The following is a 13004-nucleotide window of genomic DNA, read 5'->3' as shown; positions in this document are numbered from 1 at the left end:
AGCGGCCGAGCGGATCGGCCGGGGGGTGTTGCCGGACGTCGGTTCAGTGGCCGGGCTGGCGCGGGCGCAGGCCGTTGAGGGCGGTGGCGACGACGCGGTTGGCGTATTCGGCGGTGAGAGGGCCGCTGCGCTGCAACCATCGGTTGAGCACCGGCCCCCAGATCATCTCCACGGCCACGTCGAGGTCGACGTCTTCGGCGAGCTGTCCAGCCTGCTGGGCGCTGCGCAGCCGTTGACGCTTGAGTTCCTTCAACGGCCCGTCCAGCCGTTCGGCGTAGGCGGCGGCCAGTTCGGGGTCGTGCGCGATCTCGGTGGCCAGCGCGCGCATCGGTTGGTCGTAGCGGGGGTCGGTCATCTCCGCGACCGTGGCGCGCAGCACCGCTGTCAGGTCGGCCTCCAGGTCGCCGGTGTCGGGCAGCGCCGCGGGTTCGCCGTCGTTGCCCTCACTGAGCATGAGGAAGGCGTCGAAGAGGATCGTGCCCTTGGACGGCCACCAGCGGTAGATGGTCTGCTTGCCGACGCCGGCCCGCGCGGCGATGCCCTCGATGCTGAGTTTGGCGTATCCGACCTCCTGCACCAGGTCGAACGCCGCGGTGAGGATGGCCCGCCGGGAGGTCTCCTTCCGGCGGGCCGCGTTGGCGGGGGCTTTGCGCTGTGTCGTCATGCGGCCAACGTACCGGAGGTGAGACGGACCGTCTCGTCTTGACCCGAAGGTTCTGATCGCTTACGGTTCCAGGAATAGCGAGACGGACCGTCTCGTCTCGTGTGAATCAGGGAGGCCTCGTCCATGCGCACCTCATCCAGCCCTGCTCCGCGTACCTGGTTCATCAGCGGCGCCAGCCGCGGTCTGGGCCAGGCGTTCACTGTGGCCGCGCTCGAACGTGGTGACCGGGTGGTCGCCGTGGCCCGGACCATCGACCGGGGCGACTTCGACGAGCGCCACGGTGACCAACTGCTGACCCTGGCGCTCGACGTGACCGACCGGGCGGCGGTCTTCGCCGCCGTGGCCACCGCGGTGGAGCACTTCGGGCGGCTCGACATCGTCGTCAACAACGCCGGCACCATGTCCATGGGCATGGTCGAAGAGTTCACCGAGGCTGAGGCGCGGGTCCAGTTCGAGGTCAACTTCTTCGGCGCGTTGTGGGTCTGCCAGGCCGTGCTGCCGCACCTACGCGCCCAACGGGCCGGCCACATCGTGCAGATTTCCAGCATCGCCGCTCTCGGCGGCTTCCCGAGCACCGGGATGTATAGCGCGAGCAAGTTCGCGCTGGAAGGCATGAGCGAGGCCCTGGCGATGGAGGCGGCGGCCTTCGGCGTCACCGTCAGCATCGTGCAGCCCGGCGGCTATTGGACCGACCTGTACACCAGCATGACGTCCACCAAGCCGCTGGCGGCGTACGGCCCGCTCCGCGCCGAGTTAGAGCGGCAGTGGGCGGACGGCTCGATCGACAGTGAGCCCCGGCTGGCCGCCGAGGCACTGCTGAAGCTGGTCGACAGCGACGACCCGCCGCTGCGGCTCCTGCTCGGCAGCATGATCTACGACCTGGCGTTCGACATCTCGCGTCGACGAATGGACACCTGGGCGGGCTGGGAGCAGGTCAGCCGGGCCGCGGAGCATGCCGTCCCGACGCCCGGCCCCGCGCGTTGACCGGTTACGCGCCGGATCGCTGCGCCTCGGGGTGCTGGCCGGCGAACGCCCGGAGCAATGTCGCGATCGCGATGGCCAGGTCCGTTCGGTTCGCGGCTGTTCCGGGTGGTGGGGCGGTGCGGGCGCCCGCACCGATCAGACGGTCGAACAGCAGGCCGTCGATGCAGGCGACGAGGTGGTCGCCGGCCTGCGCCGGATTCCGGGCGCCGGCGGCCGCCAGCATCGCCCTCGATTGCGCGCGTGAGGCGTCGCCGTATTCCAGGATGGTCCGTAGCTCGGGATGGTGCGTGGCTTCGAGCAGGCAGGCGTAGCGGGCCAGCGTGCGATGGCGTGCGGTGCTCATCCACTGGTCGAGGAGGGCGGCGATGCCGGCGGCTGTCCGGTCGATGTCGGTCAACGCGACTGCCGCCGAGTCGGCCACGGCCGGCAGTTCGCGGGCATCCAGGTCCGCCCGGTCGAGGTCGGCGAGCCGGCGTACGACCGCTTCGATGAGCGCCTTGCGGGTGCGGAAGTAGGCGGACGTGGTGCCCTGGGGCAGTCCGGCCCGAGCATCGACGGCGCGGTGGGTGAGGCCGCGCATGCCGAGTTCGGCGAGTACGTCGATCGCGGCATCGGTCAGGACCGCGAACCGGTCGGTCGTCATGGTGTTGCGTCTCCCTTCTACGGCTGCAGTATGGCTTTCTACAGCTGTAGAAGGACGGTGCACGGATGGACCGGACGGCCGTGGTGATCGGTGCAGGTATCGGCGGGTTGAGTACGGCCGTGGGTCTGCTTCGCAAGGGCTGGCACGTGACCGTGCTCGAACGTGTCGCCACCTTCGGGCCGGTCGGGGCCGGCCTGGTGCTCCAGGCCAACGGGCTGCGCTGTCTCGACGCCCTCGGTCTCGGCGCGGCCGTTCGGGACCTGGGGCGTGCCGGCATGTCCGGTGGCACCCGCAGGCCCGACGGCCGGTGGCTTGCCCGCATCGGCGCTGACGAGATGGAGCACCTGCTCGGCACCGCGGCGGTCGGTGTCCACCGCGCCACCCTGCACGAGATCCTGCTCGGCGCCTTGCCGGAGGGCACCGTCGTGACCGGCGCCGAGGTCAGTGCCGTCACCGCCGACGGGGACGTCACGTATCGAAGCCGGGACGGACTCGTCCGGATGCGAGCCGATCTGGTGGTCGGGGCGGACGGGATCCACAGCACCGTGCGGGCACTGCTGTGGCCGGATGCCGCCGGCCCGGTGCGCGTCGGCGTGACCGCATGGCGCGGAGTGACGCCGGCCTGGGACGAGGACCTCGTCGTCGCGATCACTTGGGACCGTGGCGCCGAGTTCGGGATGGTGCCGCTCGCCGACGGACGGGTGTACTGGTTCGCCGCCGTCAACACCGCGCCCACGCAGCCGGACGTTGACGAGCTGGCCCAGGTGCACGCCCGGTTCGGCAGTTGGCACGACCCGATCCCCGCCCTCATCGGCGCGACCGACACCGTCCTGCGCGACGAACTTGCCTGCCTCGACGAGCCACTCCCCACGTACGTCAAGGGCCGGGTCGTCCTGCTCGGCGACGCCGCTCACGCCATGACACCCAACCTTGGCCAGGGTGCCAACCAGGCGCTCGAGGACGCCGTCGTCCTCGCCGCCGTCGCCGATCGGCCGGACGGCCTGGTTGCCTACGACCGGCAACGCCGCCCACGGAGCCAGCAGGTGGCGAAGGCGTCCCGCGTGATCGGCCGCTTCGGCCAGCAACTGCACAGCCCGGTCGCCGTGGCCGTCCGCAACATCATCATGCGGGTGACCCCGCCGCGGTTGGCTCTCCGCTCGATGGCCCGCTACGCCGACTGGCGCCCGCCGTCACTCGAGTAGGGACGGCTCCCCGCGCGGCGGCAGCCATTGCGCGGGCACCCGGCTTCGGCTGACACCTCACCCCTGATCCGCCTTGACTGCGCGGACTATGGCGTGGCGCGTTTCCGCACGAGTGGCAGGTATACCTCGTCGACGATGTCGATGAGAACCTCGTCGGGTGCGGTCGGCACGCCTCGGGTGACGAACTCGTTCCGGAGCAGGACGATCGCCACCGTGGCGACCCGGGGGTGGAGGGATTCAGGGGAGGCCTCCCCGCGGGCGACGGCGCGTCCCAGGATCGTCAGCCACATGGCGGTCATGGCGTCGGCGGATTGCTCCGGTAGTTGCGCCGCCAGGTTCTTCGCGCTGCCGGCTGCCGCCAGCAGTTCCCGCAGGATGGCGCCGAGTGGCGAGCTCCAGTGCCGATTGGCTCGGCGCAGCAGTTCCAGGGCATCCTCGCGCAGCTGACCGGTGTCGGGGGCTTGGATCGTCGTGGCCAACTGCTTGTAGGCGGCGATGCCGAGAGTGAGGCGGTCTGGCCAGCGGCGGTAGATGGCGTTCTTGTTGGTGCCGGCCCGCTTGGCGACCCGGTCCATGGACAGCCCCGCGTACCCGGACTCGGTGAGTTCATCGGCCGCGGCGCGCAGGATCGCCTCCTCCAGTGCCGCGCCCCGTCGTCGGGTCTGCCCAGCACGGGCCTGGGTCATCGGGTCGTCCGGCATGCTCTTCCTCGCGATCGGTACTGCTCGTTCCTTCCAAGCATCCACTTGACGTGCGACCTCAGTCAAAATACGGTACCGCTAGTACCTTATTATGCCACGGAAGGGACCCACCCGTGCGTGCCAGAGGCATCACCTACGACACCGGATTCGTCCGCCATGGCGTGAACTCCCGCCAGCGCTTCGAGCCGGAGCTGGTCGAACGCGAACTACGCATCATCCGGGACGATCTGCACTGCACTGCCGTCCGCGTGACCGGCGGCGATCCCGAGCGGATCGAGACCGCCGCAACCTTCGCCGTCGACCTGGGCCTGGAGGTCTGGTTCTCGCCGTATCCGCTCGAGATGACTGCCGACGAGATGCTGTCGCTGTTCGCCGACTGCGCCGAGCGGGCGGAGCAGCTGCGGCGGCGCGGCGGTGAGGTCGTGTTCGTCACCGGCGCCGAGCTGAGCCTGATGAACCCGGGATTCCTGCCCGGCGACACCACCGAGGAACGGATCGGGCTGCTGAGCCAGCCGCACCGCGTGCGGGAACTGATTGCCGAGGCCGGCGTCCGGGTCAACGACTTCCTTGGCAAAGCCGTAGCCCTGGTCCGCGAGCGGTTCGGTGGCAAACTCACCTACGCCTCGGTGCCAATTGACCGCGTCGACTGGACGCCCTTCGACATCGTGTCCATGGACGTCTACCGGTCGGCCGCGACCGCCGAGACGTTCGCCGAGATGTTCGCCGAGGGCATGCGCAGCCCGGCATTTCAAGGAAAGCCGGTCGCGATCACCGAATTCGGCTCGGCCACGTACCAGGGCGCGGGCGACCGGGGCGCGCAAGGACTGGAGATCGTCGAGTACGACCAGGACACCGGGCCGGTCCGACTCAACGGGAAGTACGTCCGCGACGAGGCCGGCCAGGCGGCCTATCTACGCGAGCTGCTGGAGGTCTTCGACGCCGAGGGCGTCGACACCGCCTTCGTGTTCCTCTTCGCGCTCTACGACCACCCGCACCGCCCCGACGGCGATCCCCGCGACGACCTCGATCTGGCCAGCTACGGCATCGTCAAGGTCTTCGACGACCGCCACGGAGACACCTACCCCGACCTGCCGTGGGAACCCAAAGCCGCGTTCACCACCATCGCCGAGCATTACGGAAGGCGATGAGAGCGGCGCGCTGCCGCGGGCGGTCGCAGCGACTCGCCGTCTCCTCGTCGTCGGTGGTGGCCGGGCGCGCTGTGCCGGCCACCACCGACCCGCCAGTCGATCACGCCGGCGTGGCTGCCTCGTCGGTCTCCGGCGACAGCAGCGCCAGGTAGCTCTCCGGGCGCCAACCGGCGATCACCTTGGTGAACAGCCCCGCGCCGAGCCGCCGGTAGAAGCGCTGCGCCCCGGCGTTCTCCGGCTTGACCTCCCAGCGGATGACGAGCCCGTCGTCCGCCGCGGTACGCGCCAGCGCGAGCATCAGCGCCCGACCGACCCCGGCGTCCCGGGCGGATGCCCGGACCCACAGGTCGTCCAGTGCGAGGATGTCCCGCCCGGACCACAGGTGCACGCGGCGGAGCGCGGAGACGTAGCCGAGCGGCTCGCCGGCCCGCTCGGCGAGCAGCACGGTGACGTCGCTGCGGCCGAGCAGGATGCGCCATCCGTCCACGGTGACGGTGACGTGCGCGGCGTCGCCCTCGTGGGCGGCGATCTCCCGGACCAGGGTGTCCACGGTGGCGGCGTCGGCGGGACCGGCCGGGCGGATGGTGACGGTGTCGAGCATGTTCTGCTCCTTTTGAGAAACGGTGGCGGCCCGGGACGGGTCAGGGCGTGCCGATGGCGGCGAGGACGTCCAGCCGGGCGGCGCGGCGAGCCGGCAGCAGACCGGCCAGCAGGCTGGCGACCAGGGCGACGGCCAGCACGAGCAGCAGCCGGCCGGTCGGCACGGCCAGCACGGTCGGGGCGTCCCGGCCCAGCGCGCGGACCGTGGCGGCGGCGAAGCCGGCCCCCAGCACGATCCCCAGGACGCTGGCCAGCGCGGCGACCAGCACCGCCTCGGCGCGGATCATCCAGCCCAGCTGCCGGCGGGTCATCCCCACCGCGCGCAGCAGCCCGATCTCCGCGGTGCGCTCGGTGATGGACAGGGCGAGGGTGTTGGTGATGCCCAGCAGGGCGATCAGCACGGCCAGCATGAGCAGCACCGTCACCAGGCCGAGCACCTGGTCGATCATCTGGGTGCGGCCGGCGACCGCGGCGGCCTGGTCGCGTAGCTGCGCGGTCGGGGTGTCGGCCAGCGCGGCCTTGATCGCCCGCTCGGCGGCGGCCCGGTCTGTCCCGTCGGCGGTGCGGATGAGGACGCTGGCGTCCATCTCCTCGCTGTAGTGCCGGGCGAAGGTGTCCAGCGAGATGAGGTAGTCGGTGGACAATGCCCGGGCATCCCCGTCGCGCAGCAGGCCGACCACGGGCAGGGTGTGGGTGCCGGTGCGGGAGAACGTCATCGGCAGGTCGTCCCCGACGGCCAGGCCCCGGTCCCGGGCCACGTGCTCGGCCAGCACGATCCCGCCGCCGTCCAGCGCCGCCAGGTTGCCGGCGGTGAAGCGTAGCTTCGTCACCCGGGGCAGGGTCGCCGGGTCCACGGCGGTGAGCGCGTTGGTGGCGTCCCCGTCGCGCCAGTGGCCGTAGCGCAGCCGGGACGCCACAGCGACCTCGGGCAGCCGGCTGACCCGGTCGTACACGGCGGGGGAGAGGCCACCGAGCATCTCGTTGCGGGCGCTCTCCACCACATGGTCGGCGCTGATCACCTCGGCGTAGGACTGCCGGACCGAGCTGTTGACCGAGGTGCCGAGGACGGCCATGAAGCTGATCAGCGCGAGCCCGAGGGCCAGCGCCAGGGCGGTCGCCGCGGTCCGCCGCGGGGTGCGGGCCGCCGAGTCGGTGGCCAGCCGGCCGGTCACGCCGGCGGCGGCCAGCGGCCGGCCGACGAGGCGTACCAGGGCGGGGGTGAGGGCCGGCCCGAGCAGCGCGAGCCCGCCGACGGCGCCCAGCGCGGCCACGCCGAGCAGCGGGACCGGCGCGTCCGCGGCGAGCACCGCCGCCGTGGCGGCCAGGCCCGCGACGGCGGCCAGCGCGCCGGCCACGACTCGGACCCGGCCGGTGCGGGCGGCGGCCGCTTCGCGTAGCGCCGCCACCGGCGCCACCGCCGCCGCGCGCCGCGCCGGCCCGACTGCCGAGCCGACCGTGACGAGGACGCCGACCGCGAAGGCCACCAGCACGGTACGGCCGGTCAGCACCAGCCCGCCCGCCGGCAGCGGTACGCCGAACGCCCGGGCCAGCCCCCGGATGCCGGTGGCGGCGGCGACACCGAGGGCGAGCCCGGCCGCCGAGGCGGTGAGCCCGACCAGCAGCGCTTCGCCGAGCACCGAGCGCAGCACCTGCCCGCCCGTCGCGCCGGCGGCCCGGAGCAGGGCGAGTTCCCGGGTCCGCTGGGTGACCACGATGGAGAACGTGTTGGCGATCAGGAACGCGCCGACCAGCAGGGCGGCGCCCGCCAGGGCGAGCAGCACCAGTTGCAGCCAGCTCAGCTGGTCCCGGGCCGCCGCCGCGCCGGCCGCCGCGATGTCGCGGCTCGCCGCGACCTCGTAGTCGGCGCCGAGCGCGGCGGTGATCCGGCTGCGCAGCTCGTCGGGGGCGACGCCGGGCGCGGCCACGACCGCCACCTCGGAGACGCCGGCGCCGAGCCGGAGCAGCCGCTGTGCCGACGGGAGGGTGACCAGGGCGACCGTGCTGTTCGGCAGGCCGCCCCGGTCACCGAACCCGGCCAGCCCGACCACCCGCAACGGTGCGGTGTCGGTCGCCCGGACGGTGACGGTGTCGCCGAGCCGGACGCGGTGACCGCGCGCGGTGTCCTCGTCGAGGACCACCTCGTCGTCGGCGGCCGGGGGTCGGCCGCTGCGGATGGTGAACGAGCCCGCCGGGGCCGGCGCCCAGGAGGCCAGCACGGACGCCCCGGACGGCACGACCGGCGTGCCGGCCACCTCCAGCAGGCCCTGGCCGCGGACCAGCGGCTGGGCGGTGGCCACCCCGGACACCGCGGCGATCCGCGCCGGTAGGTCGGCCGGGAGCGGGTCCCGGGCCACCTCGACGCCCATCGCGGAGTCGAAGGCGACCGCGTCCCGCACGGTCAGGTCGACGCCGGCGGTCGCGGTGCGGAACTGGTCGTCGAGCAGCCGGGTGGAGGTGTCGGTGAGGACCAGGCCGCCGGTGGCGAACGTGACGCCGAGGACGACCGCGAGCAGCGTCAGGGCCAGCCGGGCCCGGCGGGCCAGGGTGGTACGCAGAGTCAGGCGCCACATGTCAGTTCGCTCCCGTGGTGGCGGGCGCGGCCAGGCGCGCCATGCGGGACAGGATGGCCGGCACGGTCGGTGCGTCGAGTTCGCCGTCGATCCGGCCGTCGGCGAGGAACACCACCCGGTCGGCGTACGCGGCGGCGTGCGGGTCGTGGGTGACCATCACGATGCTCTGCCCGAGGTCGTCGACGGCCTGCCGCAGGAAGCCGAGCAGCGCCTCGGCCGCCGACGAGTCCAGGTTGCCGGTCGGCTCGTCGGCGAACACGATCTCGGGACGGGTGATCAGCGCGCGGGCCACCGCGACCCGCTGCTGCTGCCCGCCGGACAGCTCACCGGGCCGGTGCCGTAGCCGGTCGGCCAGACCGAGCGTGGCGACCAGGTGGGCCAGGCGCTCGGGGTCGGGTCGGCGGCCGGCCAGGGTGAGCGGCAGGAGGATGTTCTCCCGCGCGGTCAGGGTCGGCACCAGGTTGAAGGACTGGAAGACGAAGCCGACCCGGTCCCGGCGCAGCAGGGTGCGCTGCCGTTCGCTGAGCCGGCCGAGGTCCGTCCCGCCGAGCAGGATCTGCCCGGCGTCGACGGTGTCCAGGCCGGCCAGCGCGTGCATGAGCGTCGACTTGCCGGACCCGGACGGGCCCATGATCGCGGTGAACCGGCCGGCCGGGATTGACACCGTGGCGCCGTCGAGGGCGCGGACGGCGGCGGCGCCGCGACCGTAGGTGCGTACGACGTCCCGGGCCTGCACGGCGACCGCGGTCGAGGTGGGGCGGGGCGACATCACAGTGCTCGTGGTCATGGTAGATCTCCTGTTTGTGGGGGGGTGGGTGGCTCAGCGGGCGGCCCGGCGGCGCGCCTCGGTGCGGATGGCGCGGACGGTGGCGACGTGCCGGTCGCGGCGCAGCCGGCGGACCAGCTCGGCGCGCTCCAGCTCGATCAGGTCGGCGGCGAGCAGGTGGTTCATGGCGACTCCTCGGTCAGGTGCGGATCGGTGACAGGAGGAGATTGGCCGGCCGCGCTGTCCGGACGCTGGCTGTCGATTCCGCCGGGGCGGACAGCGGATGGACAGGCCGCCGCCAGCGGCCACGGCCAGGCTGGCGGGCATGGTGGAACGGAACGACCCGGCGGCGCCCGCCGCGGACCCGACGTGGGTGGTGACGGTGGCCCTGCCGTCCGGCATCTGCCGGCGCTGCGTACGCGCGGTCAGCCGGCGGGTGAGTGACCTGCCCGGCGTGGTGTCGCTGGACTTCGACGGCGACGCCGGCCTGCTGCGCGTGGGCGGCGAGGTCGACCCGGCCGCCCTGCAGCGCGCCGGCCTGGCGGTCTGCCCCGCCGGCCCGGAGTGTCGCCGTCCCGGCTAGCGCCCGGCCGCCGTGGTCAGCGCCCCGTCACCGCCCGAGCCGGCGTCCGTGCGCAACGGCCCGCCGCCAGGGGCCGGCGCCTCCGTCAGCGGGCCGTCGGTGCCAGGGCCGCCGCCGCCCGCCGGGCCGCCTCGGCCTCCGGTTCCCGGCCGTCGGCGGCCGCCGCCTCGGCCGTCAACGACCAGAGCCGGCGCCGGGCCCACGGGAACTCACGCTCCTCGAGCAGCTCCACAGCCCGGCGGCACTCGTCCGACGCGGTGGCCGCGTCGCCGTCGGCGTACGCCATCCGGGCCCGGCCCCAGGCCGCCCAGGCCTGGCAGCGCGGGTTGCCGCTGCGGCGGGCGGTGTCGGCCGCCTCGGCGAGCATCGCCGGCACGCCCGCGACCTCGCGGCGATCCAGCCGGGTGTGCGCCAGCTGCACGAGGGTGAAGGCCAGCGCGTGCGGGGAGGGGTTGACCCGGGCCTCCGTCGCCGCCTCCTCGAGGACGGCGATCGCCTCGTCGGGCCGGCCGGCCTCGCGCAGCGCGATGCCGAGGTGCGCCAGGATCCCGGCGGGCAGGAGACGGTCCCCGGCCTGCCGGGTGAGGTCCAGGGTGCGCCGCCACTGCTCGGCGGACCGCGCGAAGTTGCCCGTGCGCAGGTCCAGCAGGGCCTCGACGTAGCAGACCGTCCCGTGCCACCAGGGGTCGTCGGTGTCGCCCCGCTCGCCGCGGGCCTGCGCGACCATCGCCCGGTATTCGTCCGGGTCGCCGTCGTACTGGCCCTCCCAGGCCACCACGAGCCGGGAGACCGCCGTGTTGGCCGGGTCTCCCAGCTGCTCGAACTCCGCCAGGCTCGCCCGTGCGGCGGCCCGGGTCTGTGCGGTGGGGTAGTAGACGCCCAGCAGGCCGATCCGCTGCAGGGCGGTGGCGCGGGCGGCCGGGGCGGCCCCGCCGGCGGCCAGCAGCGCGGTCAGGGCTCGGATCCCCTCGTACCGGGGTCCGTAGTTCCAGAACAGGAAGAGCGCGTCGGCCAGCCGCAGGCCGGCGTCGACCCCGTCCGACCGGTCGAGGCAGCGGTCGACCGCGGCCCGGAAGTTGTCGTGCTCCTCGGTCAGGCGCGCCCAGGCGTCGGCGTCGGTCCGGGCATGCGGCCCGTACCGTTCGGCCAGCTCGGTGAAGTGGGTGAGGTGCCGGTCGCGGGCCGCCGCGGTCTCGCCGGCCTCGGCGAGCTGGGCGGCGGCGTACTCCCGGATGGTGACCAGCAGCCGGAACCGCCCGGTGGTCGGGTCCGGCACCACGAGGGAGCGGTCGACCAGCCGGAAGAGCAGGTCGAGCACCTCGTCGGTGGCCAGGCCGTCGAACGCGCAGACCCGCTCGGCGGCGGTCAGGTCCCAGCCGCCCCGGAACACGGCCAGCCGGCGCAGCAGCCGCCGCTCGGCCTCGGTCAGCAGGTCGTGGCTCCAGTCGAGGGTGGCCCGCAGTGTCCGGTGCCGGGCCTCGCTGGTCCGCGCCCCCGTCGTGAGCAGCGCGAAGCGGTCGTGCAGCCGGGCCGCGATCTCCGCCGGCGGCAGCGCCTTCACTCGCGCGGCGGCCAGCTCGATGGCCAGCGGCATGCCGTCGAGCTGGCGGCAGATGTCCGCGATCACCGGCGCGGTCGCCTCGTCGAGGACGAAGCCGGGGCGGACCGCCCGCGCCCGGTCGACGAACAGGGCCACGGCCGGGCTGTCGCCGAGCCGCGCGAGATCGGCCGGCCCGTCCGGTACGCCCAGCGGCGCCACCGCGAGCTGGGTCTCCCCGGGTACCGCGAGGGCCTCCCGGCTGGTGGTCAGCACGGTCAGCGCCGGGCAGGCGGCGACCAGTTGCTCGACCAGCTCGGCCACCTCGTCGATGACGTGCTCGCAGTTGTCGACCACCAGCAGCGCCCGGCCGGCGCCGAGCCAGGCGACGAGCGCCGCGGTGGCGGCCGGTCCCGGACCGCCGGCGGCCACGCCGAGCTGGCCGGCGACCGCCTCGGGAAGGTCGGTCCCGCTGGCCACGGCGGACAGGCGGACCAGGTGCAGCCGGTCGGCCAGGGTGGCGTCGGCGTGGCGTGCCGCCTCCAGCGCCAGGGTGGTCTTGCCGACGCCGCCCGGGCCGGTCAGGGTCACCACCCGCGCCTCGCGCAGCCGGTCCAGCACGCGCTGCACGTCGTCCTGCCGGCCGATGACCGAGGAGAGCCGGCGGGGCAGGTCGCCGCGCTCGGCTGCGCGGGGGGCGGGAATCCGCGCGGCCGGGGCCGTGGTCTGCGGCGTGGCGGCCGGGTCAGCCGCACGGGCGAGGGACGGGGCGGCCGGAGCCGCCGGGGCCGGGGCTGGCACCTGCTGCCGCAGGATCGCCCCGGCGAGGGCCTGCAGTTCGGGCGCCGGGTCGATGCCCAGCTCGTCGGCGAGGCGGTGCCGCAGCGCGTGGTACGCGGTGATCGCCGCCGCCTGCCGCCCGCCCCGGTAGAGCGCCAGCATCAGCAGCCGGTGCAGCCGCTCGCGCAGCGGGTGGGCGACGACCAGGCGTTCCAGGTCGGCGACCGCCTCGGCCTGCCGCCCGGCGTCCAGCAGCAGTTCCAGCCGGTCCTCCACCGCGCCGAGGCGCAGTTCGGCCAGGCGGGCGGTCTCGGCCAGCGCCCAGTCGGCGTCGCCGACGTCGGCCAGGGCCGGCCCGCGCCACAGCCCCAGCGCCTCGTCGAAGCAGGCCAGGGCGGCGGCGGGTCCGTCGCCGGTGGTCGCGGTGCGGGCCCGCTCCAGCAGCCGTTCGAAGCGGTACGCGTCAACCGCATCGGGGGCGACGGCGAGCTGGTAGCCGGGGGCGCGGGTGACCAGCAGGTCCCCGCCCGCCCCGGCGGCGGCCAGGGCCCGGCGCAGCTTGGACACCCGCAACTGCAGCGCGTTCGTGGCGTCGGCCGGGAGCTGGTCGCCCCAGAGCGCGTCGGCCAGCGCGTCGGCGGAGACCACCCGACCCGCGGCGAGCACCAGCCGGGCCAGCAGGGCCCGGACCGCCGGGGCGAGCGGAGCGGCGGCGCGGCCGGCCACCCGGAGCTCCATGGTGCCGAGCACCCCGAAGCTCACCGTGGGCCCACTGTCCCCGCTCATCGCACTCCCGTCCGCTGCGGCGTCGGCCCTGGGGCCCGCC

Annotated in this window: 12 protein-coding genes; 4 read left to right on the top strand and 8 right to left on the bottom strand. The window is 74.2% G+C overall.

The window, feature by feature from the left end; all coding sequences use genetic code 11:
* Positions 1-43: 43 nt before the first annotated feature.
* A complete protein-coding gene (locus ABZ783_RS22640; protein WP_357441467.1) occupies positions 44-664 on the bottom strand; it encodes a TetR/AcrR family transcriptional regulator in 621 nt (206 codons plus the stop codon).
* A gap of 123 nt (positions 665-787) precedes the next feature.
* Here ABZ783_RS22640 and ABZ783_RS22635 point away from each other — a divergent pair, with 123 nt between their 5' ends.
* Positions 788-1648, top strand: coding sequence for an SDR family oxidoreductase (locus tag ABZ783_RS22635; protein WP_357441465.1), 861 nt, complete (start codon positions 788-790; stop codon positions 1646-1648).
* A gap of 4 nt (positions 1649-1652) precedes the next feature.
* Here the strand turns inward: ABZ783_RS22635 and ABZ783_RS22630 are convergent, their stop codons facing one another.
* Positions 1653-2291, bottom strand: a complete 639-nt coding sequence (locus ABZ783_RS22630; RefSeq protein ID WP_357441464.1) for a TetR family transcriptional regulator — start codon at positions 2289-2291, stop codon at positions 1653-1655.
* A gap of 65 nt (positions 2292-2356) precedes the next feature.
* Here ABZ783_RS22630 and ABZ783_RS22625 point away from each other — a divergent pair, with 65 nt between their 5' ends.
* A complete protein-coding gene (locus ABZ783_RS22625; protein ID WP_357441462.1) occupies positions 2357-3493 on the top strand; it encodes an FAD-dependent monooxygenase in 1137 nt (378 codons plus the stop codon).
* An 86-nt stretch (positions 3494-3579) separates the two neighbouring features.
* On the opposite strand, the gene ABZ783_RS22620 is transcribed toward ABZ783_RS22625, so the two are convergent.
* Positions 3580-4194 carry a TetR/AcrR family transcriptional regulator gene (locus ABZ783_RS22620; protein WP_357441460.1) on the bottom strand — a complete coding sequence of 205 codons (615 nt, stop codon included), beginning with the start codon at positions 4192-4194 and terminating at the stop codon, positions 3580-3582.
* 113 nt (positions 4195-4307) lie between these two features.
* On the opposite strand from ABZ783_RS22620, the gene ABZ783_RS22615 reads away from it, so the two are divergent.
* Positions 4308-5342, top strand: a complete 1035-nt coding sequence (locus ABZ783_RS22615; protein ID WP_357441458.1) for a hypothetical protein — start codon at positions 4308-4310, stop codon at positions 5340-5342.
* 100 nt (positions 5343-5442) lie between these two features.
* Here the strand turns inward: ABZ783_RS22615 and ABZ783_RS22610 are convergent, their stop codons facing one another.
* From ABZ783_RS22610 to ABZ783_RS22595, 4 genes are read right to left on the bottom strand one after another with little or no spacing between them, the layout of a single operon-like run.
* Positions 5443-5943 carry a GNAT family N-acetyltransferase gene (locus tag ABZ783_RS22610; protein ID WP_357441457.1) on the bottom strand — a complete coding sequence of 167 codons (501 nt, stop codon included), beginning with the start codon at positions 5941-5943 and terminating at the stop codon, positions 5443-5445.
* A gap of 40 nt (positions 5944-5983) precedes the next feature.
* Complete coding sequence (locus tag ABZ783_RS22605; RefSeq protein WP_357441456.1) at positions 5984-8512, bottom strand: FtsX-like permease family protein; 2529 nt, start codon at positions 8510-8512, stop codon at positions 5984-5986.
* Position 8513: 1 nt separating this feature from the next.
* Positions 8514-9299, bottom strand: coding sequence for an ABC transporter ATP-binding protein (locus tag ABZ783_RS22600; RefSeq protein WP_357441454.1), 786 nt, complete (start codon positions 9297-9299; stop codon positions 8514-8516).
* A 33-nt stretch (positions 9300-9332) separates the two neighbouring features.
* Complete coding sequence (locus ABZ783_RS22595) at positions 9333-9464, bottom strand: hypothetical protein (protein WP_274534593.1); 132 nt, start codon at positions 9462-9464, stop codon at positions 9333-9335.
* Between the two features lie 139 nt (positions 9465-9603).
* Here ABZ783_RS22595 and ABZ783_RS22590 point away from each other — a divergent pair, with 139 nt between their 5' ends.
* Positions 9604-9861, top strand: a complete 258-nt coding sequence (locus ABZ783_RS22590; RefSeq protein ID WP_357441452.1) for a heavy-metal-associated domain-containing protein — start codon at positions 9604-9606, stop codon at positions 9859-9861.
* Between the two features lie 85 nt (positions 9862-9946).
* Here ABZ783_RS22590 and ABZ783_RS22585 read toward each other — a convergent pair whose 3' ends face one another.
* Positions 9947-12964 carry a BTAD domain-containing putative transcriptional regulator gene (locus ABZ783_RS22585; RefSeq protein WP_357441450.1) on the bottom strand — a complete coding sequence of 1006 codons (3018 nt, stop codon included), beginning with the start codon at positions 12962-12964 and terminating at the stop codon, positions 9947-9949.
* Positions 12965-13004: the final 40 nt, after the last annotated feature.

Source organism: Micromonospora sp. NPDC047738, assembly GCF_040642675.1.
In the GTDB taxonomy this organism is placed as follows: domain Bacteria; phylum Actinomycetota; class Actinomycetes; order Mycobacteriales; family Micromonosporaceae; genus Micromonospora.
The sequence above is the reverse complement of the archived record's forward strand: the minus strand, read 5'-3'. Positions and strand labels throughout refer to the sequence as shown.